This window comes from Streptomyces sp. NPDC013457, assembly GCF_043089925.1.
GTDB lineage: Bacteria > Actinomycetota > Actinomycetes > Streptomycetales > Streptomycetaceae > Streptomyces.
Genome location: NZ_JBICBL010000016.1, coordinates 172,364 through 195,579, shown reverse-complemented (window position 1 = coordinate 195,579; position 23,216 = coordinate 172,364). Strand labels below are relative to the sequence as shown.

The 23,216-nt window shown below is 72.8% G+C and carries 24 protein-coding genes; 11 read left to right on the top strand and 13 right to left on the bottom strand.

Annotated elements, in window-relative coordinates:
- Positions 1 to 104: 104 nt before the first annotated feature.
- Genes ACF1G2_RS33620 through ACF1G2_RS33610 form a run of 3 tightly spaced genes read right to left on the bottom strand, consistent with a single transcriptional unit; the run spans position 105 to position 2,591 of the window.
- Positions 105 to 311, bottom strand: coding sequence for a DNA-binding protein (locus ACF1G2_RS33620; protein WP_391801948.1), 207 nt, complete (start codon positions 309 to 311; stop codon positions 105 to 107).
- Positions 312 to 336: 25 nt separating this feature from the next.
- On the bottom strand, positions 337 to 1,722 hold the full coding sequence (locus ACF1G2_RS33615) for a VWA domain-containing protein (RefSeq protein WP_391801947.1): 1,386 nt from the start codon (positions 1,720 to 1,722) through the stop codon (positions 337 to 339).
- Complete coding sequence (locus ACF1G2_RS33610) at positions 1,719 to 2,591, bottom strand: AAA family ATPase (RefSeq protein WP_391801946.1); 873 nt, start codon at positions 2,589 to 2,591, stop codon at positions 1,719 to 1,721. Before ACF1G2_RS33610 ends, ACF1G2_RS33615 begins: the two co-directional genes overlap by 4 nt.
- A gap of 337 nt (positions 2,592 to 2,928) precedes the next feature.
- Between ACF1G2_RS33610 and ACF1G2_RS33605 the strand changes: the two genes are divergently transcribed.
- The 5 genes from ACF1G2_RS33605 (at position 2,929) to ACF1G2_RS33585 (ending at position 7,249) form a co-directional block, all read left to right on the top strand.
- On the top strand, positions 2,929 to 4,125 hold the full coding sequence (locus ACF1G2_RS33605; RefSeq protein ID WP_391801945.1) for a PP2C family protein-serine/threonine phosphatase: 1,197 nt from the start codon (positions 2,929 to 2,931) through the stop codon (positions 4,123 to 4,125).
- Positions 4,126 to 4,316: 191 nt separating this feature from the next.
- Positions 4,317 to 4,925 (top strand): hypothetical protein, encoded by a 609-nt coding sequence (locus ACF1G2_RS33600; protein ID WP_391801944.1) that lies wholly within the window; start codon positions 4,317 to 4,319, stop codon positions 4,923 to 4,925.
- A 226-nt stretch (positions 4,926 to 5,151) separates the two neighbouring features.
- Positions 5,152 to 5,520: a luciferase family protein gene (locus ACF1G2_RS33595; RefSeq protein ID WP_391801943.1), complete on the top strand. Its 369-nt coding sequence runs from the start codon at positions 5,152 to 5,154 to the stop codon at positions 5,518 to 5,520.
- Positions 5,521 to 5,664: 144 nt separating this feature from the next.
- A complete protein-coding gene (locus tag ACF1G2_RS33590) occupies positions 5,665 to 6,546 on the top strand; it encodes a YhjD/YihY/BrkB family envelope integrity protein (RefSeq protein ID WP_391801942.1) in 882 nt (293 codons plus the stop codon).
- A gap of 202 nt (positions 6,547 to 6,748) precedes the next feature.
- On the top strand, positions 6,749 to 7,249 hold the full coding sequence (locus ACF1G2_RS33585) for an NUDIX domain-containing protein (protein ID WP_391801941.1): 501 nt from the start codon (positions 6,749 to 6,751) through the stop codon (positions 7,247 to 7,249).
- A gap of 53 nt (positions 7,250 to 7,302) precedes the next feature.
- Here the strand turns inward: ACF1G2_RS33585 and ACF1G2_RS33580 are convergent, their stop codons facing one another.
- Positions 7,303 to 7,824, bottom strand: a complete 522-nt coding sequence (locus ACF1G2_RS33580; protein WP_391801940.1) for a hypothetical protein — start codon at positions 7,822 to 7,824, stop codon at positions 7,303 to 7,305.
- A 171-nt stretch (positions 7,825 to 7,995) separates the two neighbouring features.
- Here ACF1G2_RS33580 and ACF1G2_RS33575 point away from each other — a divergent pair, with 171 nt between their 5' ends.
- The gene (locus ACF1G2_RS33575; RefSeq protein ID WP_391801939.1) at positions 7,996 to 8,214 is read left to right on the top strand and encodes a hypothetical protein; all 219 of its coding nucleotides are present in this window, start codon (positions 7,996 to 7,998) and stop codon (positions 8,212 to 8,214) included.
- A 57-nt stretch (positions 8,215 to 8,271) separates the two neighbouring features.
- Positions 8,272 to 8,769, top strand: coding sequence for a peptidylprolyl isomerase (locus tag ACF1G2_RS33570; RefSeq protein WP_391801938.1), 498 nt, complete (start codon positions 8,272 to 8,274; stop codon positions 8,767 to 8,769).
- 102 nt (positions 8,770 to 8,871) lie between these two features.
- Here the strand turns inward: ACF1G2_RS33570 and ACF1G2_RS33565 are convergent, their stop codons facing one another.
- Both ACF1G2_RS33565 and ACF1G2_RS33560 read right to left on the bottom strand, forming a co-directional pair.
- Positions 8,872 to 9,129 (bottom strand): type B 50S ribosomal protein L31, encoded by a 258-nt coding sequence (locus ACF1G2_RS33565; RefSeq protein ID WP_391801937.1) that lies wholly within the window; start codon positions 9,127 to 9,129, stop codon positions 8,872 to 8,874.
- Positions 9,130 to 9,241: 112 nt separating this feature from the next.
- Complete coding sequence (locus tag ACF1G2_RS33560; protein ID WP_391801936.1) at positions 9,242 to 11,740, bottom strand: SpoIIE family protein phosphatase; 2,499 nt, start codon at positions 11,738 to 11,740, stop codon at positions 9,242 to 9,244.
- Positions 11,741 to 11,876: 136 nt separating this feature from the next.
- Here ACF1G2_RS33560 and ACF1G2_RS33555 point away from each other — a divergent pair, with 136 nt between their 5' ends.
- The 4 genes from ACF1G2_RS33555 to ACF1G2_RS33540 all read left to right on the top strand — a co-directional run bounded on the left by ACF1G2_RS33555 (position 11,877) and on the right by ACF1G2_RS33540 (position 14,553).
- Complete coding sequence (locus ACF1G2_RS33555) at positions 11,877 to 12,149, top strand: hypothetical protein (protein ID WP_391801935.1); 273 nt, start codon at positions 11,877 to 11,879, stop codon at positions 12,147 to 12,149.
- A gap of 61 nt (positions 12,150 to 12,210) precedes the next feature.
- Positions 12,211 to 12,720, top strand: a complete 510-nt coding sequence (locus tag ACF1G2_RS33550) for a DinB family protein (RefSeq protein ID WP_391801934.1) — start codon at positions 12,211 to 12,213, stop codon at positions 12,718 to 12,720.
- A 107-nt stretch (positions 12,721 to 12,827) separates the two neighbouring features.
- The gene (locus ACF1G2_RS33545) at positions 12,828 to 14,234 is read left to right on the top strand and encodes an FAD-binding oxidoreductase (protein ID WP_391801933.1); all 1,407 of its coding nucleotides are present in this window, start codon (positions 12,828 to 12,830) and stop codon (positions 14,232 to 14,234) included.
- Between the two features lie 52 nt (positions 14,235 to 14,286).
- Positions 14,287 to 14,553, top strand: coding sequence for a hypothetical protein (locus ACF1G2_RS33540; protein ID WP_352190044.1), 267 nt, complete (start codon positions 14,287 to 14,289; stop codon positions 14,551 to 14,553).
- A 6-nt stretch (positions 14,554 to 14,559) separates the two neighbouring features.
- Here the strand turns inward: ACF1G2_RS33540 and ACF1G2_RS33535 are convergent, their stop codons facing one another.
- From ACF1G2_RS33535 to ACF1G2_RS33505, 7 genes are all read right to left on the bottom strand, one after another.
- On the bottom strand, positions 14,560 to 16,428 hold the full coding sequence (locus ACF1G2_RS33535) for a hypothetical protein (protein WP_391801932.1): 1,869 nt from the start codon (positions 16,426 to 16,428) through the stop codon (positions 14,560 to 14,562).
- A gap of 91 nt (positions 16,429 to 16,519) precedes the next feature.
- Complete coding sequence (locus ACF1G2_RS33530; protein WP_383309407.1) at positions 16,520 to 16,732, bottom strand: DUF4287 domain-containing protein; 213 nt, start codon at positions 16,730 to 16,732, stop codon at positions 16,520 to 16,522.
- 171 nt (positions 16,733 to 16,903) lie between these two features.
- Positions 16,904 to 18,244: a polysaccharide lyase family 1 protein gene (locus ACF1G2_RS33525; protein WP_391801931.1), complete on the bottom strand. Its 1,341-nt coding sequence runs from the start codon at positions 18,242 to 18,244 to the stop codon at positions 16,904 to 16,906.
- 58 nt (positions 18,245 to 18,302) lie between these two features.
- Entirely contained in the window at positions 18,303 to 19,640 is a 1,338-nt protein-coding gene (locus tag ACF1G2_RS33520) for an ABC transporter substrate-binding protein (protein WP_391801930.1), read from the bottom strand.
- The gene (locus tag ACF1G2_RS33515) at positions 19,637 to 21,202 is read right to left on the bottom strand and encodes a family 43 glycosylhydrolase (protein ID WP_391801929.1); all 1,566 of its coding nucleotides are present in this window, start codon (positions 21,200 to 21,202) and stop codon (positions 19,637 to 19,639) included. The genes ACF1G2_RS33520 and ACF1G2_RS33515 overlap by 4 nt, the downstream gene beginning before the upstream one ends.
- Positions 21,199 to 22,038, bottom strand: a complete 840-nt coding sequence (locus ACF1G2_RS33510; RefSeq protein WP_391801928.1) for a PmoA family protein — start codon at positions 22,036 to 22,038, stop codon at positions 21,199 to 21,201. The genes ACF1G2_RS33515 and ACF1G2_RS33510 overlap by 4 nt, the downstream gene beginning before the upstream one ends.
- Positions 22,035 to 23,213, bottom strand: coding sequence for a Gfo/Idh/MocA family protein (locus tag ACF1G2_RS33505; RefSeq protein WP_391801927.1), 1,179 nt, complete (start codon positions 23,211 to 23,213; stop codon positions 22,035 to 22,037). The genes ACF1G2_RS33510 and ACF1G2_RS33505 overlap by 4 nt, the downstream gene beginning before the upstream one ends.
- Between the last annotated feature and the right edge of the window lie 3 nt (positions 23,214 to 23,216).

Here is a 23,216-nt window from a genome sequence, read left to right as displayed (position 1 = left end):
GCGGCGACGCCCCGCAGGGCGAGGCCAAGGCCGACGACGACGTCGTCGACGCCGAGATCGTCGACGACGAGAAGCCGAAGGGCGGCGCTGCCTGACGTCCGAGGTCAGCCGAGGGAGAGGCCGCGCTCCTCCAGGCTCTCCTGCAGCACGCGCAGCGCCTTCGGGCCGACGCCGTGGAGCGCCGCGAGTTCGGTCGCCGGTACACCGGCGAGCGCGTCGAGCGTGGTGTAGCCGGCGGCGGTCAGCGCCCGCGTGGCGGGCGCCCCGATGCCACGCGGGAGGTCGGTGGCGGGCTTCTCAGGCGTGGTCACACGCGTGATGGTGCCACGTGGGTGCTCACACCGGCAGCAGCCTGCCGACGAGGTCACTCAGCTGGCGCGCGTTGCGGCACGGACGCATGTCGACCAGTTCGGCGTAGGCGAGTGCGGCCGAGTCGCCCGTCGACCACAGCGAGGGCTGCTCGGGGTTGAGCCAGTGCACCCGGCGCGCCCGGTCGGCGATCCGCTTCAGCGCCGCGAGGTTCGGGTCGCTCATGTTCGTACGGGCGTCGCCGAGGACGAAGACCACCGTGCGCGGGCCGACTGCTTCGGCGTACCGCTCGTCGAACTCGCCCAGCGCGGTCCCGTAGTCGCTCTGGCCGTGCCAGCCGGTCAGCACCGCCTCTTCGAGGATGCGGGCGCCGAGGCCCGCCGGGTCCGCCGCACCCCGCGCGACGAGGCCGGTGACCTCATCGACCCGGTTGACGAAGGCGAACACCCGCACCCTGCTGAACTGGTCGTGCAACGCCTGCACCAGCAGCATGGTGAAGCTCGCGAACCCCGCGACGGACCCCGACACGTCGCAGAGCAGGACGAGTTCGGGGCGCGCGGGCCGTCTGCGCCGCAGCGCCGGCCGCATCGGCACGCCGCCGGTCGACAGCGAACCACGGAGCGTGCGCCGCAGATCGACGCGTCCGCGCGCGGCGCGCCGCCGACGTGCCGCGAGGCGGGTCGCGAGCTTCCGCGCCAGCGGCCTTACCGTCGTCCGCAACTCGTCGAGCTGGGCCCGCCCGGCGAGCAGGAAGTCGACGCTGTCCGGCGTGCCCGCGACCGCGCGCCGCGCGATCCGGTCCCGGCCCTGCCGCTCGGCGACCCGGCGCCGCGCCTCGGTCCGCACCCGTTCCCGGAACGTCTCGATGCGCCGCCGGATCTCGTCGTCCGTGAGCCGGTCGGTGAACTCGGGTCCGTCCACGGCCGCGTCGCGGAGCATGGCCCGCACACGGGCGAGCAGGGTCTCGGGCCGCAGCCGGGCGAGCGTCTGGTACGAGGACCAGCCGTCCGAGTCCGGAGCGGAGCCGTACCCGCCGAGACCGCTCACCGCCTCGCCCGCGAGCCGCGTCAGCGCCGAACGGTCGTCGGCGGCCAGGGCGGCGGCCAGCCGGTCCCGCAGCGCCGCCGTGTCGAACGCGCCGGCCGAGGAGGCCGAAGCAGCATCGTCGGGGTCCGTGGTGGTGAGGGGGAAGTAGAGGTCGAAGACGCGGTCGAAGAGCGGGCGCTGTGCCTCCTTGTGGAGCAGTGACGCGGCGAGTGCCTCCCGCATCCGCTCCCGGTCGGTGAATCCCACCGCCTCCAGGGCCCTCCCCGCGTCCACGCTCTCGCCCGTGCCGATCGACAGTCCGTGGGCGCGCAGGGCGTGTACCAGACCGGTGAGCCGGGGCGTCACGCCGGCCGGTGCCGTGGTCACAGCGTGTCCAGATCGAGCTTGGCGGCCGCCTTCTGGATGTCGTCCTGATGCTTGAGGATCACGCCGAGACTGTCGCGGACCACCGTCTCGTCGAGGACGTCCGCGCCGAGGGCGAGGAGCGTCCGGGCCCAGTCGATGGTCTCGGCGACCGAAGGCACCTTGCGCAGGTCCATCGCGCGGAGCGCCCCGACCACGCGGACCAGCGACGCCACCAGGGCCGCGTCGAGCCCGGGCACCTTCGACGTCACGATCCGGCGTTCGAGTTCCTCCTCGGGAAAGCCGATGTGGAGGAAGAGACAGCGGCGGCGCAGCGCCTCCGACAGCTCCCGCCCGGCGTTGGAGGTGAGGACGACGAAGGGGCGCCGGGTCGCGGTGATGGTGCCCAGTTCGGGCACGGTGATCTGAAAGTCGCTGAGAACTTCGAGGAGGAGTCCCTCCACTTCGATGTCGGCCTTGTCCGTCTCGTCGATGAGCAGCACGGTCGGCTCCGCGGACCGGATGGCGGTGAGGAGCGGGCGGGGGAGCAGGAACTCCTCGCCGAAGATGTCCGTGCGCGTCTCGTCCCAGGTCTCGTCGCGGCCCGCGGTGATCCGCAGCAGCTGCTTGGCGTGGTTCCACTCGTACAGGGCGCGTGACTCGTCGACGCCCTCGTAGCACTGGAGCCGTACGAGCCGGGCGTCGGCGACCTGGGCCACGGCCTTGGCCAGCTCGGTCTTGCCGACCCCCGCGGGACCCTCCACGAGGAGGGGCTTGCCGAGCCGGTCGGCGAGGAAGACGGCGGTCGCGACGGCGGGCGAGGCCAGGTACCCGGTGGCGGCGAGCCGCTCGGCGACGTCGTCCACGGAGCTGAAGCAGCCGGTCGTCGTCATGGTTCCCCCAGGAGCAGCGCGATTCCGTACTGGCCGGTAGCCATACGCGTACTCGATCAGTTCCCGCCCGGTTGCACAACCGTCCTGACCGCACGTGCGGTCAAGGCCACCGACGAGGCGAGGGGCGCCGGCGACCCCGATGAGCCGGGGGGAAGGGGTGAAGATCGGGCGCGATCACCCGCGCCGCGCGGCGCCGGGCGGAAAGATCTGGCTATGGGGTCACGGAATGTGATGGACTCCTGGTCCGGCCGGTGTGGCGCGCGGGCGGATCGCGCCGCTGGTCCAATGGGATGTGTGCGCTGTGCGCTTCTCGGGCCGTCGCGGCGGTGGAGGTGTCTTGTCGGAGCGAGCGGGGGAACAGGGCTCCCTGGTCGAGGAGCATGCGGCGGTCCTGGCCCGGCTGCGAGCCGCGACGGACGCGATCGAGGAGATCGGCTCGCACCCCGACGAGCGGAGTGTCTGTGAAGGCCTGGCCGGGTTCCTCTGCCGGCACGGCTTCGACGCGGCGGCCGTGGACGTACGGCCCGAGGACGAGCCCGGCTGGGTCCGGGTCGCGGTGGCCGGCGACCCCAAGCTCGTGGACCGGGTGGAACCGTGGCAGGAGAAGGGGGCGCCCCACGCCCACGCGGACGCGGCCTCCAGCGGCGACCCCGTCCAGGTCGTGTCCGTGTCCCTGCAGTGGCAGGGGCGCGCCGTGGGGTCCGTCAGCGCCGTCGTCGCCCGGGCCCACGACCTCGGCGAGCACGAGACGGCCACGGTCCACGACGCGGCGCGGCTCGCCGCCGTCCAGCTCGGCCACGCCCGCCGGCTCGCCGCCACCGAACGGACCGCCTTCCACCTCCAGCAGGCGCTGGTCGCCGAGCCGGGCCGGCCGCACCCCAATCTGGAGGTCGCGGGCCGGTATCTCCCGGCCGGCGCCAGGACCCTGGTGGGCGGCGACTGGTTCGAGAGCGTACGGCTCCACTTCGGCCGGAGCCTCCTCGTCGTCGGGGACGTGATGGGGCACGGGCTCGACGCCGCCGTCGACATGAACGCGTACCGCACCGCCCTGCGCGACGTGGCCTCGACCGACCTGCCGCCGCACCGCGTCCTCCGCCAGCTCGACTCCGTGATCGCCGACGACGGCGGGCTGCGCCCCGCGACCTGCCTGCTCGTCCAGGTCGACCCGGCACGCGGCTCGGCCACCTTCGCGAGCGCCGGCCACCTGCCGCCCGCCGTCTTCGCGGCGGACGGCTCCGCCGACCTGGTCGACCTCCCTGTCGGCCCTCCGCTGGGCACCGGGGTCGGCGGCTACGAACCCGTGACCCGTACCCTCGCCCCGGCCGACACGCTCGTGCTCTTCACGGACGGACTGGTCGAGCGGCGCGGCGAGGACATCGACGTCTCGCTCGCCCGGCTGTCCTCGCTCCGCCTGCGGCCCGGCTCCAGCCCCGAGGAGCTCGTCGACGAGGTGCTCCAGCGGCTCGACGCGCACCACGCCGAGGACGACGTCGCCGTCCTCGCGGCCCGCATCCGGGAGCGCTCCCAGCCCTAGCGGCAGCGTGAGGCCGGGCGGCTCCGGGCGGATCGGGCGTGGCCCTGCGCGGTCACCCGGACGCCCCGGCCCCCTTGCCGACCGCCCGTCGAGGCCATCGCATGGAACGGGAGCGGGTCCACCCGGGTCCGCCCACCGTCGGCGACCCCCCGCGGGCAGGACGCCGGGCAGACGAAGGGACCGCTGTGTACGTGCGCACGCTGTATGCGACAGGAGATCCGGCCGAGCTCGGCGCCGCGGTCGACACGACCGCCTCGGAAGGCCGCGCGCTGGTCTCGGAGCAGCCGGGGTTCCGGGGCATGGGGCTGTTCGTCGACAGGGAACTCGGCAAGCTCCTGGTGGCGACGTGGTGGGACGACGAGAGGTCCCGGGACGCCAGCGACGAGGTGCTGCGCGAGACGCGCGCCACGCAGCTCGCACCGTTCGCCCGGACCGCGGCCGTCGACAACTGGGAGGCGGCCGTGGCGCGGCCGCCGCGGTCCGTCGGACCCGGCGCGTGGTTCCGGCTCGTACGCCTGGAGTTCGAACCGGCCGAAACGGACACCCTGACCGGGGTCTTCCGGGACATGGCGCTGCCGGGGCTGGAGGCGCTCCCCGGTTTCGCCGGCGGATCCCTGCTCGTGGACCGCACCGCCGGCCGGGCGATGGTGGGCGTCGTCTGGAGCGACCGCGACGCCCTGGCGGCCTCACGCGCCGGCGTGGCGGCGATCAGGGGCGCGGCCACCGCGCAGGCGCACATGATCACGAGGAGCGTCGAGGAGTTCGAGGTCGTCTACGCCGGCGTCGCTCCGCCCTCCTGAACGCGAGGCGTCTCCACCGGTGGTCTCCCGTCGTCCCCTTCCGACCCGCAGGCGTGCACTCCACACGGAATCACCGCCCCGACCGGCACGAACGGCGGTCTCCGCGAAGCACGTTGTGAGACGGCAGGTGCCGTGTGTGACCAGCAACGGCCTGTTTTCACCACCCGGTGCGATTCTTTCCGCCGGACGCTTGTGCAAGCCCCTCCGTCCCGGCACGCTCCTGGGTATGAACACCGCCCGGCACGCCAGTGAACGTCTGATGAGCTGGCCCTCGCTGGCCCCCGGCCGCGCCCAGTGCGGCGCCGAGCTCGGGCTGCGTAGCGCGACGCACGACATCGTGCACTTCCACGGTGAGCACGAGGCCGACGTCCACCTCACCCGAGCCATGATCGCGAAACTGCGCCCCGCCCTTCTCGGGTCCAGCGCCGTGCGACTGCGCGCCGGCTCGGGGTGGGTGACGGTCCGTCTGGACATGGGGTCCGACATCGATCTGCTGGCGACCTTGGTGAGCGCCGCGCTCCAGGCGTCCTCAGGACGCCCGGACACGGCACCGGACGGCTGCACCCGCACCGGCCTCACGCCCGCCCGAACCTGAACCCACCGACACCGGGCGGGCGCTCCCGCGACGGGTCCGCCCGCCCCTCGTCCCGTCGGACCTCGCTGTCCACGACGGGCCCGGATCCCCCGTTCGGCGGCATGTCGGAGGGGTCCTGCCGCCTGGGCGGGTACTCCCCGTGGCATGCCCCCCACTCCCGGCGCGCCCCACGACGGTGCCCCCGCCGAGCACGGTCACCGGCTCCGCCGGCTTCACCGGTCCGTCCTCACCTCGGTCGTCGGGCTCGCCTGGAACCGCGGCCGCGAGGTGGAGCTGATGCACCGCGCCATGGGCTTCGCGGCGCTCAGCCTCCTCACGCTCGTCCCGCTGCTCATCGTGGTGGCCGCGGCCGACCTCGCCAGCGGCCAGGGCTTCGCCCGCTGGCTGATCCAGGGGCTCGGCGTCGCCGAGGTCTCGCAGGAGGAGGTCGAAGAGCTCTTCGGCAAGCCGGGGCAGGCCCTGCAGCGCACCACGGCCTTCGGCCTCGCCGCCCTCGCCGCGTTCGGTGTGACCTTCGGGTCGGCCGTCCAGACCGGCTACGAACGGATCTGGGACATTCCCACCGCCCGCTGGCACACGATGTGGCGGCACGTCGTCTGGCTCGCCGTGCTCGTCGTCGCGCTCCTCCTCTTCGTCACCGCCCCCGTGCCCGCGCAGTCCTCCACGGCCACCACCGTCCTGGTCGCCGTCGGCGACGTCGCCGGCACCTTCTTCTTCTTCTGGTGGTCGCAGCGGTTCCTCCTCTGCGGCCGCATCCGCTGGCGAGCCCTCGCCCCGGGCGCGGTCTGCACGGCTCTGGGGCTGTTCGGGCTGCGGATCTTCTCCCAGTTCGTCTTCTCCCCGCTGATCGTCTCCAACGCCTTCACGTACGGACCGTTCGGCACGGTCCTCGTGCTGCAGTCCTGGCTCGTCGGCGTCGGTTTCGTGGTCTACGGCGCCGCCCTCGTCGGGCGTCTCATCCACGAACACCTGGTCCGGCGCCACATCGACCGGCTGCCCGCCGAACTGCCGGACGACCTCGCCTGACGCCGCGTCACGACGAGCCGGTCGGCGTGCCGACCCGACGGGACGATGCGGCGGGCCGACTCGCCATCATCGCGTACGGGGGCGGGCCCCGCGGCTCCGTGATCACACGATCCGGTGGTCATGATCGCGAGGCGCCGGTCAGGGGCGGGGCGAACGGTTGGATGGAGGCGTTCCACCCGGCCCGTCGAAAGAGAGCTGACCCATGCCGAACACCTGGCTGCCGCCCGCCGACTACATCGCGACGCTGCCGAGGGCGACGGCGTACGCCTGCCTGTACTTCACCGACGCCGACGGCCGGCCCTTCCAGCTGCGCGCCACCTACAGCACCGGGCTGTGGCAGTGGCCCGGCGGGAACATGGACCCGGGGGAGACGCCGTGGCAGACCGCGGTCCGCGAGTGCCGTGAGGAGACCGGGATCGTCTTCGAGGGCGAGCCGAGGCTCATCGGCACCCACTTCGTATCCGACCGGGGCGAGGAGTGGCCCGCCAATCACATCGGATTCATCTTCGACGGGGGCGTCCTGACGGACGAGCAGCTCGCCGGGGTCGTCCTCGACCCGGACGAGCACAGCGAGTTCCGCCTCCGCAGCCTCGCCGAGTGGGAGCGGGAGATGACGCCGGGGAGCTTCGCCCGGCTCGCCGAGATCGACCGCGCGCGACGGGCCGGCACGACCGTGTACGTGGAGTCGGGCGTCGACCTCTGAGCGGACGGCCCGGCGGGGGCGTCACCGGTACGCCCCCGCCGGGGTGTCCTTTCTCAGGTCCGGCAACCGACCGGGTGGTCGATGTCGAGCACGACGCGCTCGGGGGAGTGGAGCGTGCGGACCTTGTAGACGGGCTTCGTGTCGAAGGCCGCCCCGATGGTCACCACACCCTCGAAGTCGCCCGTGAGGGCGACGCCCTTGAGCGTGGGGAGATAGATCTTCAGGAGCCGGGGGCCCTGGTAGACGGACCGGCCTGACTCGTCGTGTGCGGCGGCGGGGGACAGCCTGATCTCGAGGAAGTACTTCCCCGCGAGCGGAACCCGCTGGCCCGAGCCGTCGTAGTGGAGTACCGGGACCGGCGTCACGGTGACCGGGGGCATCGCGCCCCGCAGGTCGACGACGAGCCGGTCGAAGGTGGAGTGCCCGCCCCAGCGGGCGTCGACCACGAGCGCGGTCGAGGGCGGTGCCTTCGCCCCTGACCGCTCCGTGGAGGCTCCGGCGGGGATCGTGGCACCGATCCCTGCGGCCAGGACGATGCCGGCGGCCACGGCCGCGAGGCTCTGACGATGAAGCATGACGTCCCCCATCTCTGCTGCTACGGGGACAGTGGTGTCACTAGGGAAGACATCCACCACAACCATACGGTTGCACTGGTTATGGGTGGAATTCGAATGATATGGGGTGCGCTCTTCGTTCACCTGGGTCGCGGGCCGTAACCCCTCGGCCTCTCGACAGTTGACCAGGGCATGAAGAAGCGCAGCATGCTCGCCATCGCCTCCCTCGCCGCCGGTGTCGTCACGGCTCTCGTCACCCCGCCGCCGCACGCCTCCGCGGCCGACCACGGCGCGACCGGCACCACCGGACTCCTGCAGAACGACAATCCGGTCGGCCCCCTGCTGGACGGAGCCGCCCCCCTCGTCGCCGACAGCCTCCCCGGGACTCCGGACGCCGGCGGACTGGTGTGACCCTCCGAAGGGCAGCCCGTGCGCGCGCAGCGTGAGCGGGAATGACAGGATGTCCCCATGAGCAACAACGTTTACTTCGACATCGAGATCAACGGCGAGCCCTCGGGCCGTATCGTCTTCAAGCTGTTCGACGACGTCGTCCCGAAGACGACGAAGAACTTCCGTGAGCTCGCCACCGGCGAGCACGGCTTCGGCTACGCGGGCTCCCCGTTCCACCGCGTCATCCCCGAGTTCATGCTCCAGGGTGGCGACTTCACCAACCAGAACGGCACCGGCGGCAAGAGCATCTACGGCGAGAAGTTCCCCGACGAGAACTTCACCCTCAAGCACGACCGTCCGTACCTGCTGTCGATGGCGAACGCGGGCCGCAACACCAACGGCTCCCAGTTCTTCGTCACCACGGTCCTCACCCCGTGGCTCGACGGCAAGCACGTCGTCTTCGGCGAGGTCGTCGAGGGCCAGGAACTGGTCAAGAAGATCGAGGGCCTGGGCTCCCGCTCCGGCGCGACCAGCGCCAAGATCGTCGTCGCCGCGTCCGGCGTCGTCGAGGCCTGAGCCGCACCGCATCCGTACGACCGCCCCCGCACAGCACCACGCGGGGGCGGTCGTCCGTTCTCGCGAGTCCCCGCCCGTGGGGGCGGAGCCGGCCGCGTCGGCTCAGGACTCCTCGCCGCCCTCCCCGTACCGGCGTTCGAACTTCGCGATGCGGCCCTCGGTGTCCACCGTGCGCGCCTTGCCCGTGTAGAACGGATGGCTCTCGGACGAGATCTCGACATCGACCACGGGATAGCTTCTGCCGTCGTCCCACTCGATGGTCTGCTCGCTCGTCGCCGTGGACCGGGTGAGGAAGGCGAACCCGGCGGAGCGGTCGCGGAAGACCACGGGGCGGTACTCCGGCTGCTTGTCCTGCTGCACACGTCCTCCTCGGGGTGCCTGTCTGATGCCCCCAGCCTCTCCGGCACCGGCCCCGCCGACCAGTGCCACGGGGCCGACCGGGTGAGGACGCCCCCTGTGGCACGGCGACCGCTCAGTGCGTCCAGCGGGCGGCGAGCAGGACCGCGATGTCGTCCGGGCGGTCGGTGGCCTGCCGGGCGTCCCGGATCAGCCGGTCCGCCGTCTCCGACAGGGGGATCGACCCGGTGACGGAGAAGGTGCGGCGCAGCCATTCGACCCCCTCGTCGATGTCCCGGCCCGGACGCTCCACGAGACCGTCCGTGTACAGCGCCAGGACCGCCCCGGGCTCCAGGTGCAGTTCCGTCACCGGATACGTTGCCTCGGCGTCGATCCCCAGGACCAGACCGCCCGCCAGCTCCAGTACCTCCGCCGTTCCGTCCGGGCGCCGCAGCAGTGGCTGGGGATGCCCCGCACGAACCGCCTGGACCGTACCCCTCGCCGGGTCGAGCACCATGTAGCAGCAGCTGGCGAACTGCCCGGGGTCGAGGTCGATCAGCAGCCGGTTCGTACCCATCAGCACGTCCTCGGGGGACTGGCCGCTGAGCGCGAAGGCCCGCACCGCGCTCCGCAGTTGCCCCATCGTCGCCGCGGCGGCGACACCGTGGCCCTGGACGTCGCCGACCACCAGGGCCAGCAGTCCCTGCCCGGTCTCGACCACGTCGTACCAGTCGCCGCCCACGTCCATGCCCGTGGTGCCGGGCAGGTACCGCGCCACGGTGTCGACGTGGTCGCGGACCGGCAGCCGCGCCGGGAGCAGCGCGTCCTGCAGCCCGCGGGCGAGAGCGGCCTCGCTGTCGTACCGCCGGGCCCGCTCCAGGGCTTGGGCGATGAGCCCGGCCAGCGCCGTCAGGACCGTACGCTCCTCCGGACTGAAGCCGCGCGGTCGGTCGAAGCCGAGGATGCACGAGCCGACCGGCCGGCCCGAGGCGATCAGGGGCAGGAAGGCACGGGCTCCCGAGAGCGCGTCCAGCGGGAGCTCCGGATAGGCGCGGCTCATCTGCTCGATCGACTCGAAGAACAGCGGCCGGCCGGTCGCGAGCACCTCGACGCCGGGCAGATGGGCGTCGAGCCCCACACCGTCGAAGGGCTCCAGGAACCCCGGCGGGAACCCGGTCTCCCACGCCAGGTACAGATGCCGGTCGCTCAGCAGATAGATCGCGAGCTGCCGGCCGCCGAACGCGGGCAGCAGCTCGTCGGTCACCACCGCCGAGACCTGGCGGGCCGTGACCGCCTCGGTGAGCGCGATCGCGAGCGCCACCGGCCGGTACAACGCCGACGCCCGGTCAGCCGGCGAGCCGAGACCTGAGTCCGGCTGGGCGACCGAACTGGGTTTGTAGGCCGGGTCGGTCTCGGGGAGCAGCACGATCGTGACGCCGTCGTGGCCGGGGTAGAGCGAGACCGAGAGCCACTCCCCGTCGGGAACGTGGGCCAGGAAGTGCACGGGCTCGTCGGAGAGCAGCGCGGCGCGCAGGTGCTCCTCGTACGCGGGATTGTTGAACCACGGCAGGGCCTCCCACATGGTCAGCCCGGCGAGCGAGGCGCGTGGTCTGCCGAGGAGGGCCTCGGTCAGATGGTTCACGTACGTGATCCGGCCCAGGCGGTCGATGGCGATGATGGCCCGTGGGAGCCGGTCGGTGGCGTCGGAGCCGACCAGACCGGTGCCCAGGTCGACCAGGGACCCCTTCAGCCGCCCCGGGCGGTCGCCCGCGGCGCGGGCGGAGACCTCCAGGAGGTGGAGGCCGCCGTCGGGACCCTTGAGCCGGATCCGGCGCGCCATCTGGGCCCCCGACTCGGCCGCACGGCGGGCCATGGTCCACAGCGCGGCGCTGTCCTCCGGAGCGAGCCGCGCGGTCAGCGCCTCCATGGTCCCCGGGAACGGGCCGTCGGTGCTCTCCCCGATGATCGCCCGCAGCCCGGCGTCGGCGGTGACGGTTCCGGTGGTCAGGTCCCAGTCGAAGTAGCCGATGCGGACCGGCTTCGTACCGCCCGAGGGAAGCTGGACGCACACCGGCTCACCGGGCCACTCGACGACGGTGCCGCTCTCGGCGAGGTTCATGAGGGTGTCGCCGAGCCGGCGCGCCTCCCGCGCCATCCGCATCCGGTCCCGGGAGTTCACCGGCACGCCGGGGCTCGGTGTGCGCAGCACCACGAGCACCCCGAAGCGGTCCCGGCCGCTGACGATGGGCGCGTACAGGGAGGCGAAGGGGAAGGGGAGACTGGCCACCAGCTGGGGGAACTGGCGCATGGCCTCGTCGACGTCGGATAGGTGCACCGGCTGGCCCGAGCGGTGCACCTCGGCCACCGGGAACGGACGGTTCGCGTGCATGCGCCACCATGGCCGGAACAGCTGCCCGGGGAGCCCGGCGAGCACCGCCATCCTGAGCAGGTCCGGTGTCCCGGAGCGCAGGTAGACGGTGCCCGCGTAGCCTCCGACCGCCTCGATCGAACGCAGCGTGGCCTCGGCCAGAACCAGAGGCAGGGCGTCCAGCGGCCGCCCGTCGGCCTCCACGTTCCCAGGAACGTCCCCGGTCCGCGCCGACGGGGAGGAGCCGGCCTCGCGGTGCGACGTCACACAGACAGGATGCTCCCGGGTCCCGCGGCCCCGCATCTCGGGTGGTCGCGTGAAGCGTCGGTCCCGTCACACCGGGTCACACCCCTGTGCGGGCTCGTCGGTCTGCGCGACGATGGGCGGCGAGAGGCAGGTGGCCATGGACGCGTCCGTGATGACCGCGGTGGTGGCCGCGGCTGTGCTGGTGTGCCGCAGCGCGGTGCTCGAGATGCGTACGCCCGGCGCCGGCCGCCGTGCCTGGGCCTTCGCCACCGACCGGCGGGCCCTGGGCGCAGGGGCGGGCGCCGCGCTCGCGCTCGGCGCCGTGGGAGGGGTGACGGTCGGCGGCGCCGCCGTGCTGGTCTGGGCCGGCCTGGCCGGGCTGCTCGTCGCCGCGCTGACCGCGGAGCGGCAGCGCCCACCCGGCGAGTGAACCGCCGGAGGATCCGGGTACGTTCGGGGAACGCGACGGATCTCGCAGAGGAGCAGCACCCGTGACCACCGACCCGCGCATCGCGCCGCCCCTGCTCGGCGGCGAACGTGAGACCCTCCGCGCCTTTCTCGACTACCAGCGCGCGACGCTCGCCATGAAGTGCGAGGGACTCGACGACGCGCAGTTGAGGGAGCGCCCGATGGCGCCCTCCACGCTCTCTCTGCTCGGCCTCGTCCGGCACATGGCCGAGGTGGAACGCGCCTGGTTCCGCCGGGTCTTCGAGGACGGCGAGGCTCCGATGGTCTGGTCGGACAAGGCCGACTTCCAGGCCGCGTACGACGCGAGCCGGTCGACCCGCGCCGAGGCCTTCTCCGCCTGGGAGGCCGAGGTCGAGACCTCCCGGAGGATCGAGCGGGAGGCCGCGTCCCTCGACCTCGAGGGACACCAGCCGCGGTGGGGCGAGGACGTGTCCCTGCGGATGGTCATGGTCCACGTGCTGCTCGAGTACGGCCGCCACAACGGCCACGCGGACTTCCTCCGCGAGGGAATCGACGGCACCGTCGGCGCCTGAGCCGCCCCTCGAGTACGTCGACGCTCCGGCGCGCCCGGACCGGGCTGGCACCGGCTCGCTGCCGGTGGGAGCCTGGCAGGAGGAGCCCGATCGGCCGAGGAGTCACGATGGGCGCACCTCCCGCAGCCGCGCGCGTGGACGAGGCGGCCTTCCAGGAGCTGGAGCGATCCTTCTCCGGCAGGCTCGTCCGACCCGACGATCCCGCCTACGACGAGGCGCGGCGCATCTGGAACGGGTCCATCAGCAAGTTCCCCGCCCTCGTCGCGTACTGCACCGGCGTCGCCGACGTCGCCGCGGCGCTGGAGAGCGCGACGCGCAGTGGGCTGCCGGTCGCGGTACGGAGCGGCGGACACAGCTTCCCCGGCCAGTCGCTGGTCGACGGCGGACTCGTCATCGACATGTCGGCCATGAACGGAATCCGCGTCGACCCCGTGAACCGCACGGTCAGAGCCCAGGCGGGGGTGCTGCTCGGGGCACTCGACCGCGAGACGCAGCACTTCGGGATGGCCGTGCCCGCCGGGATCGTGACGCACACCGGCCTCGCCGGGCTGACCCTCGGCGGAGGGATCGGCTGGCTCATGCGCAAGTACGGGCTCACGGTCGACCAGCTGCTCTCCGCCGACCTGGTCACCGCCGACGGCACCTTCGTCACGGCGAGCGCGGACCGCGAATCCGAACTCTTCTGGGGCCTGCGAGGCGCGGGCGGCAACTTCGGCGTCGTCACCGAGTTCGAGTTCCGGCTCAACCCCGTGGGACCCACCGTGCTCGCCGGACCCATTCTCTGGCCGCTGGAAGAGGCGCCGCACGTCCTCGCCTTCTACCGCGAGTGGATCACCGACGTCCCCGACGAGCTGACCACCATCGTCGTCCACCGCAAGGCCCCGCCCCTCCCGTCGATCCCGCCGGAGCTGCACGGCAGGCCGGTCATCGCGGTGATCAGCTGCTACACCGGGGACATCGAGACGGGCGGGCGGGTGCTCCGCCCCCTGCGGACGTTCGGGACACCGCTCCTCGACCTCTGCGCGCCCAAGCCCTTCCTCCAGCATCAGTCGATGTTCGACCCCTCGTTCCGCCCCGGCTGGTGGTACTACGTCCGCTCATGCGACATCGAGCGCCTCGACGACGAGGTGATCGGCATCAGCGCGGCCCACGCCCAGCAGCTCACCTCCCCGCTCTCGACGTGCAACATCTTCCACCTGGGCGGTGCGGTCGCCCGTGTGGGTGAGGACGAGACCGCGTGCAGCGGGCGGAGCGTGGGCCACACCTTCAACATCAACGGCAACTGCTACGACGCCGAGGGCTTCGACGAGGCGCGGGCCTGGGCACGGGACTGGTGGTCCGCGCTGGAGCCGTACCACGCGGGCGTCTACGTCAACTTCCTCATGGAGGAGGGCGCGGCCCGCGTCGAGCAGGCGTACGGAACCGAGAAGCTCCGCAGGCTGCGGGCCCTCAAACGGGAGTACGACCCCGGCAACGTCTTCCGCTCGAACCAGAACATCGCCCCGGCGGCCTGACCGTCCGTTCGCGACCGGGCGAGTGTCAGTGCCGGGTGCGATGCTGCCGGGTATGGACGAGCTGATGCGAGGCCGTGTCTACGGCGCCGACCACGACGATCCCCATCCCGGCCCCAGACCCGGGCGGGTCTACCGCGAGCTGGTGGCCGGCCCCCTGGACGGCCTCCTCCTCGACGTCACGGGATGGACCGCGGGGCAGCTCGAGGAGGGGGCCGCCCTCGCCACGGAGATCGGCGCCTACGGCCCGGGCGGTCACGCCCGGTACGGGCCACGGGAGGGCGACGGGGTGCACTGGGACTGGGAGGGCGACACCCGCTAGGCCTGGTCACCCGCCGGCTTGCCGCGGCTTCCGCTCACCCTCCGGCCAGGGGAAGCCGAGCGCCTCGGCGCGCTCCCTGCTGCCGCCCCTCACCTGCGCGAGGGTCGTCGGATCGGTCGATTCCAGGCGCGCCAGAGCGGCTGCCGCCCTGGCCTCGGGGGGTGTGCCGTCGTCCGGCAGGTTCCAGAGGAACTGCAGCCAAGGGCGGTCCATGTCCAGCCGCCCTCCGGCGAGGCCGTCACGCGGCGCGAGCCCCGGCTGGTACGCGAAGGACAGCACCGTGGTGTCCGGATCGTGGTAGTCGGTGCCCACCCATCCGAACCGCGCGTCCCAGCGCGACAGGAGGTCGGGCCGGTCACGCAGGCCCGCGGCGAGGAGCCGTGCCGTGATCCGGGCAGGCCACGCCCAGGAGTGGTCGTTCTCGGCGCGTGCGATCTCGGCGTCGTAGTCGGCCGCGTCGAAGCGGTAGGCGGGGAGTTCCGTCTGCCCGCGCCGCACGGACGACGTGCGCCGCCAGTCACGCCAGACGACCTGGTCCCCGTCCCGCTGCACGGTGACGTAGAGAGCGCCGCAGCAGCCCTCGGTGCAGTAGGCCTCGGCGAGTTGGACCTCCCGGGGCTCGGCCGTCGCCCGCAGACGTCCGCTGTCGAGGAGCTCCTCCGGCGCGTTTCCGGGGCCCAGGCCGAAGGCCTCCGGGAGGATCGGCCGGCCGTCGATCAGCGGGCGGGTCTCGGCGACGTCCGGGTCGGCGGGATCGCGCACGGCGACCTCGATGCGGAGCCCGGGCGCGTCCGCCGCGGAGAGGCGGAAGGGCTGCCGGGCCGTGCGCCGGATCCACCGGATCCGGCGCCGATCGGCGGGGTCCTCGGAGTCGAGACCGGCCAAGGCCTCCCATGCGGGTGCGCGCAGGACGGACTCCAGCGTGTCGAGCAGCTCCGCGCGTCTGCCAGGCCGCCAGGGGAGCACGCTGCTGGGGCCGCTGTGCAGGTCGAGGGCGAGCGAGAGGAGGGTCGCGCAGTGGTCGAGGGTCGGAGGGAGCAGGGCCGCCCGCTCGACGACGGACTCGTAGGCGGTGACGGCCTCCTCGTAGAGGAGGATCTCGGGACGGTAGTCACGCTGGCTGGTCATCCGCGACAGCAGCCGGGCCGCCTGTGCGAGGACGCCGGGATCGACCGGATCCTCGCGCAGGACGTCGGCGAGCCGGACCGCCTCCGCGATCCTGCGGGCGGTCTCGGGCCCGAGGGCACGCGGGCTCGCGGGGACCGTCGTCAGCCGGGCCCGGGCGGCCTGGTCGTCGCCGGCCGCGAGGGCGTCGACCAGTGGACGCACCTCGCGGTCCTTGACGCGTACGGCGAGCCAGACGAGGGCGGCCGCGGGGCGGTCGAGGCGGGCGAGCGCCTCCACGGCATCACCCGTGAAGTCCCGGATCAGGCCGAGGATCCGGAGGCAGGGCACGTCCTCCGGTTCGCCGAGCCTGGCCAGGAGGCCGAGGCCGAGAGCGACGGCCGCACTGCCGGAGCCCGTACGGGTCAGCCGGCGGGCGAGCGCCAGCGCGGCCGCCTCGTCCGCCAGCGGAAGGCCTGCCACGACGCGGCGGACGTGGTGGTTCCGCAGACCCAGCTCGTCCAGGCGCCGCTGCACGCCGTCGGCGGCGCGCACGGCGTCCGGGTCGGTCAGGAAGGGAGTGACGGCGTCGATGGCGTTCTGGCGCGCCGTGCGCCGGTCGAGCGGGGAGAGAGGCCGGGGCGGCGGATCAGGGACGGGGTATCCCCCTTCGGGGAGGCGGCCGTCGGGCTCCGCGCCGTACCGGCGCAGCGCGTAGTCGTACAGGGAGGGCCGAGGGGTGAGCGCGCCGCGCTCGTCCGGGGCGCTCACAGGGCGGAGTGGGACTCGATTCCGTAGGTCATGCGGGGGATCCTGCCAGGCCCGGCCGGTCGCGCGCGAGCGAATTGACCGGGCCGCGGGATCACTTGCCGCTGTCCTCCGCGAGCGTGTGCGCGACGAGGGCGTTGGCGTGGCCGTGCCCGATGCCGTGCTCGGCCTTCAGCCAGGAGACGAGCTCCATGTGCTTGGTCAGCGGCGAGGAGCGGATGAGTCCCTTCCACTCGGCGATCGGACGGCCGTACTTCTTCTCGATCGAGGGGAAGTAGCTCGCGGGGCCCTTCACTGCGTCGGCCATGGCGTCGTGTTCCTGTTCTGTCGCTGCGGTGTGGTGTCGTACGTAAGACCGGACGGGCCGCGCGAAGTGATCGGTTGAGTCATGTGATCCACGTCATGGTGCGGGGGTGGCGCCGGCCGGAGCCCGGACTCCGGCCGACGCCGGGCGGCGGGCGTGGCCCGCCAGACTGAGTCAGTGGAGTCTGCCCGCGCCCGCGCGGTGGTCGACGAGACCGGGCACGGCCCGCGGGTCGTCCACGCGGGCGCGCAGCGTTGGCGTCCAACCGGCGCCGTCCCGCAGGACCTCACCGGGGAACTCGGCGTTGTGCGCGGCGAGGAGGTCGACGGGCCGACCGTTGACGAGGTTGCCCGCGGTCGTGACCGGGGCGTCCTTCCACTTCTTGAGGATGGTGCCCGCACCGACACCCGCCGGCAGGGTGAACGCGTTCTTCTCGGCCACGAGCTGGGACTCCTGGCCGATGCCGAGGCTGTACACGTATCCGGTGGCAGGCACCACGAAGTGGTTGTTGTACGCGTCGACCTGGCCGAAGCGGACCCTGGGCGCGCGCTCGATCACGTTCCTGAACAGGTTGTGGTGCAGAGTGACCCGCAGCCTGCCGCGGTCGGTGGCTCCCGCGCTGTCGCTGTTGCCGATCATCAGCGTCTTGTCGTGGTCCGCGAAGACGTTCCAGGACGCGGTGACCAGGTCGGCCCCGCGTACGACGTCCAGCTCGCCGTCGTGCTGCTGGTACACCTCGCCGTAGTACCTCGGCAGCGAACTGTCGGGGTGGGCACCGTCGGTGAAGGTGTTGTGGTCGATCCAGACGTGTGTGGAGCCGTACACGACCATGCTGTCGTACTCGGAGTTCCAGGCGCCGGTGGCCCCGTCGGTGGGGTCCCACTGCGGAAAGCAGTCGAGCGGGCTCTCGACGGTCAGATTGCGGACCACGACGTTGTCGACGCCCTGGATCTGCACGCTCCCGCCGACGATTCCCGCGTTCCTGCCGACGCCGACGACGGTCGTGTTGGCAGGGACGTACGCCTTGATCGCCCGGCCCTGCGCCTGCGCGGACGCCGCGCGCAACTCCTCCTGCGGTCCGCTGACGACGGTGTCACGGCCCCAGACGGCCGGGTCGTAGTCGGCGAGGTACCGCCGGAAGTCGTAGCCCGGCGCCTCGAACGCGGAGCAGCCCGCGGCCGTGGCGTTCAGTGTCCCCTTCACCTTGACGATCCTCGGCTCGGTGCCCGGGACGGCGAGGGCCGCCCGGAACTCCTCCCAGGTGGTGACGGTGAAGACGCGGGAGGCGACGGCCGCCGCGCCCCCGCTCGTCCCCGTGCCCTCCGAGCCCCAGCCGTCCCCGGGGGCAAGCGTGGCGCGGGCGGGGTCCGCAGCGGGCGCATGAGCCGAGGCCGTCTGAGCCGACGCCGCCTCAGGTGCGGGCGCCTGCGCCGCGGCCGGCGTCGCCGAGCCGCCGGTGAGGGCCAGGACGAGGGCGGTCGCTCCCGTCAGGCAGCTGTGTCTGTGTCCGCTCATCTGTTCTCCTTGGAGTCGGGGCCGGGCCGGGTGAACCACTCGGGGTGATCCGCGGGGATCACTTGTTCTGCGACTTCCACTCGGCCTGCGCCGTGTTGAGCTGCTCGGCCAGGTCGTCCAGGAAGTCCTTGGCCGTGGACTTCCCGAGCAGCACCTTCTGGAAGGCGGGCTCGTTGTCGGCCTTGGAGATGGTGTTCCAGTCGGGCAGGTAGTACGGCAGCTGCACGATGGCCGCCTCGCCGCTGAAGAGCACCTCGGCGGCGAGCTTCGTCGGCTCCGCGTTCTGGATCCAGGGGTCCTGGGCCGCCTCGGTGTTCGCCGGGATGGCGCCGGCCGACTCGTTCCACTTGCTGTTGGACGCGTGCGAGGCGGCGAACTCGATGAACTTCCAGGCCGCCGCCTTGTTCTTGCTGGAGGAGAAGAGCCCGAGCCCGTCGACCGGGTTGGAGACCTGCACCCGGGTGCCGTCGTCCGTCGTCGGATTGGGGATGCCGCGGAACTTCCCGGTGCCCAGCGCCTTCACATGGTCCTTGTAGGAGCCCAGGTTGTGGTTGAGCATGCCGATCTCGCCGCTGTCCCACTGGGCGACCATCTTGGTGAAGTCGTTGTTGACGTCGGCCGCCGGGGTGTTCCTCTTGAAGAGGGCCGCGTACTTCTCCAGGGCCGCCACGTTCTCGGGAGCGTTGACGGTCGTCCTGTCGCCGTCCCAGAAGGACGTGATGCCGCTCTGGCCGTACATCGCGTCGAGCGCCTGGGCGATCGAGCCCGCGCCGCCGCGGATCGTGTAGCCGAACCTGTTCTTCTCCTTGGCGGTCAGCCTGTCGGCCGCCGCGTAGAACTTCGACCAGGTGGTGGGCTCCTCGAGGCCGGCCGCCCGGAAGAGGTCGGTGCGGTAGTAGAGGACGCCGTTGCTCGCGGAGGTGGGGACGGTGAAGAGCTTGTCCCGGCCGCCCGCGGACCTGACGCTGTCGACCATACCCGCGTTGAGCTTGCCCTTCAGGGCGCCGGACTCGACCCGCGCGTCGAGCGGCTCCAGGGCGTTCTGGGCGGCGATGCCGGCGAGCATGGCGGCACCGACGCCGCCCACGTCCGGCAGGCCGCCGCCCTGGATGGCGGTGTCGTACTTGGACTGCACCTCGGTCGATGCGATGCCGACGTACGTCACCTTGATGTCGGGGTTGGCCTTCTCGAAGTCCGTGATGATCTCCTTCCAGACGTCGGTGCGCACACCGCCGTTGTTGTCCCAGAAGGTGATCTCTCCCTTGCCCGATCCCTCGTCGCCCTTGTCGCCGGCGGCGCCGCTGCCGTCGTCGCCGCAGGCGGTGAGGGTCAGGGCGAGGACGGTGGCGAGGGCGAGGGCGTCGGCTCTGCGCCGCCCGCTGCGGAAGATGGTCATCGTCGGCTCTCTTCTCTCGGGGGAGTGTCGTTCGGTGTGATGCGGAACGCGCTGAAGACGGCCGTCCCGGCGGGGCCGGTGCCCGGCGGAGCGGCGGCGAACAGCCCGATCAGAGCGCCCACCCACCGCCAGGGGGTGGCCGCGAAGACCTGACCGGAGTCGGTGGGACCGTCACCCGTGTCGTACGAGAACCGGCAGCGGGCACCGTCGTCGATCTCGACCCGCAGCCGGACCCGGCCGTCGGGGGCGGGCCGCGCGAAGGCCGCCTCCCGCTCCCGCTCGGCGGAGACCGGAGCGAACCGGTGGACCAGCAGGACCGCGCCGTCCGCCTCGCGACGGAGCCCGATCCAGCTGTACGCGTCGCCCAGGACCGTGAGTCCGGCACGGGCGCCCGGCTCCTCGCTGTCCAGGCGGAGTTCGACCTCGATCGCGCAGGGCCGGGCGGGCAGCCGCTGGGTGAGAAGGTGCGGCAGCCGGCGCAGATCCTCGGTCTCCTCCGTACGGCCGCAGTTCAGCCACAGGCCGTCGGCGGAGTGCCGGGTCGTCCAGCCCTCCCTCGGGTTGGCCGTCCACTGCCACTGCCGTCCGAAGCGGCCGCCGGGGAAGTCGTCGTCCGTGGCCGGTGCCGAGAGCGGCTGCCGGGGCAGCGCGGGCTTGCGGTGCACCAGGACGGGAGAGCCCCCGTCGCCGAGGACCGGCCAGCCGTCTTCACCCCAGTGCATCGGCTGGAGATGGACCACCCGTCCGTACGCCCCGCGCTCCTGGAAATGCAGGAACCAGTCCTCGCCCCGCTGCGTACGGACCCAGCCGCCCTGGTGCGGGCCGTTGACCTCCGTACCGCCCTGCTCAAGGACCACCCGCTCCTCGTACGGGCCGAAAAAGCGGCGGGAGCGGAAGGCGCCCTGCCAGCCCGTGGCCACGCCCCCGGCCGGGGCGAGGATCCAGAACCAGCCGTCGTGCCGGTACACCTTGGGGCCTTCGAGGGTGAACCAGCCCGGGAGACGGTCGCCGTCGACGATCGTCCTCCCGCCGTCGAGGAGTTCGGTGCCGTCGGCGCTCATCCGGTGGCCGGTGAGCCGGTTGCTGACGCCGGAGCGGGACTTCGCCCAGGCGTGGACGAGATACGCCTCGCCCGTCTCCTCGTCCCACAGCGGACAGGGGTCGATCAGGCCGCGGCCCGGCTTCACCAGGTGCGGGGTGCTCCATCCCACCCGTACGGAAGGGGAGTTGATCTGCCAGATCCCGTGGTCGGGGTCGCCCCAGAAGATCCAGAACCGGCCGTCGTGGTGGCGCAGCGACGGCGCCCACACACCCCGGTCGTGCTGAGGCGAGGCGAAGGAGGCTTCCGGGGGCAGCCGCTCCAGGGCATGGCCGAGGAGCGTCCAGTTGACCAGGTCGCGCGAGTGCAGGATCGGCAGTCCGGGCGCCCGGCCGAAGCTGGAGGCGGTGAGGTAGTAGTCCTCGCCGACGCGCACGACGTCCGGATCGGACCAGTCGGCGGCCAGGACGGGATTGCGGTACGTCCCGTCCCCGAGGTCCCCGGTGGGTGCGGTCGCCCTCATGCCGTCACCGCCTTGCGCACCAGCGCTGCCGCGCCGCCGCGGTCGAGAAGCCCGTCGGCGACGACGGTGACCACGCGGCGCTCCGCCGTCGCGCCGGCCGCGAGGGCGAGGCGCTCCTCGGAGGCGAGGGAGGAGCCGACCCCCGGGTACTCGGCGGCGCGTACGAACCACGGGTCGCGCCGGGTCTCCTCGGTGGCACCCGCGAAGACCAGGGTCCAGTCGCGGCCCGCGAGAGCGACCCAGTCCGCACGGGCGCCGTGCACGGCCCGTTCGCCCTCCGCGTCCGCACCGAAGACGTCCGGCGCGGCGCCCTCCCGAGGTGCCCGCCAGAAGAATCCGCCGTAGGCGGCGCCGGGTCGTCCGTTCGTGGCCGGGCTGCCGAAGGACAGCTCCTCGCCGGAGGCGTTGGTCAGCGAGAAGGAGAGGTCCAGAGCCCACGCCGTGTCGTCGAGCGGCACGGCGGAGACGGTGCGGCGCTCATGGAGCAGGACGCGGCCTCCGGCGACCCAGCTCAGCTCCGCCACGAAGCCGCCGCCGTCCCGCCGCTCGAATCCCTGGTGCCGCTGCACGCCGTGGTTGTCGAGGACGGTCGGTCCCCGGTCGCGGACGAAGGTCCGCCCGCCCCAGAAGTTGAACCCCGCGACGTCGGGGACGGCGACACCGGCGCCCAGATGGTGCGGATGGTCGGCGGGGAGCCGTTCGGTGACCGTGACGCCGCCGAGTGTCGAGACGGGGTGCAGATACGGGCGCGGCGAACGGTCGGCGCCGGTGCCGGACCGCAGGACGTAGCGGGCGACAGGGCGGCCGGCGCAGCGCAGCACCGTCGGGGCGCTCATCCGCACACCGCCTTCCGGGGCAGCGGGGCCCAGGGCGCGCCGAGTTCGGAGTAGAGACCGAGGGTGTCGGCGCTCGCCGCGACCAGGCCGTCGATGCCGGGCACCACCCGGCGCGGCGCGCCCGCGCCGGGCTCGGAGCGCCAGGCGTCCGCCGGGAGCTCCAGCGGGTCGGGAGCGATCCGTACCGCCTCGACGACCCGCATGAACGCGCCGGTCGCCCCGGGCGGTACGAGCAGTCCGGCCCCGCCCCCGACATGGGCGACCAGGTTCTCCAGCAGATCGGTCCGCCCGTACACGGACTCCTCGGGACCGTGCCCGGCCCGCTGGAGGAGCACCCGGTCCTGCTTGTACCAGAAGGTGATCCGCCCCCGGGTCCCGTGCACCACGACGTACGGCTCCGAGGGCGTCTCGGCGCAGAGCGTCGCCGCCACACTGACCCTCGTTCCCCGGGTGGTGAGGACCCGGACGCACGAGGTGTCGTCGGACTCGATGGCGTAGGCCCGCAGCAGTTCCGTCTCGATGAACTCGACGTCCTCCGCGCGTGTGGCGCCGTCCAGGGCGAGCGCGGTCGCCACCGCGTGGGCGAGCGGATTGGTCAGCGCGCCGTCGACCACGTCGACGCCGTCGATCCTCCGCCGCCCCGCCCAGGGAGCGCGCCGGAAGTACGCCTCGTCGCGCACCCAGGCCCCGGCCCCGCCGACTCCGAGGAGTTCGCCGATCGCGCCCTCCCCGATCAGCCGCCGGATCGCGGGAACGGCATGGGAACCGAGCGACTGGAAACCGATCTGGCAGGCCACCCCGGCCGCGGCGACCCCGTCGGCCATCCGCCGGAACGCGGCGTACGACGGAGCCGGGGGCTTCTCCAGGAGCAGATGCGCCTCGTGGCGGGCGGCGATCAGGGCCAGGTCGGTGTGGGTCTGGATCGGGGTGCAGACGACCGCGATCGCGGCGCCCGTCGAGGCGAGCAGCGCGTCGAGGTCCTCGGACTGCTCGGGCGTGCCGAAGCCGTCCAGCTCCCGCGCGTCGAGCGGCCGCAGCTCGCAGACGCCGGCGAGCGTGACGAGCCCGAGGCGTTCGAGCCGGCGGATGTTGACCAGATGGGACCGCCCGTGGCCGCGGGCGCCGGCCAGGACGACGGGGAGGGGTTCGCGGAGGAGTTCGCGGAGGGCGGTCATCGC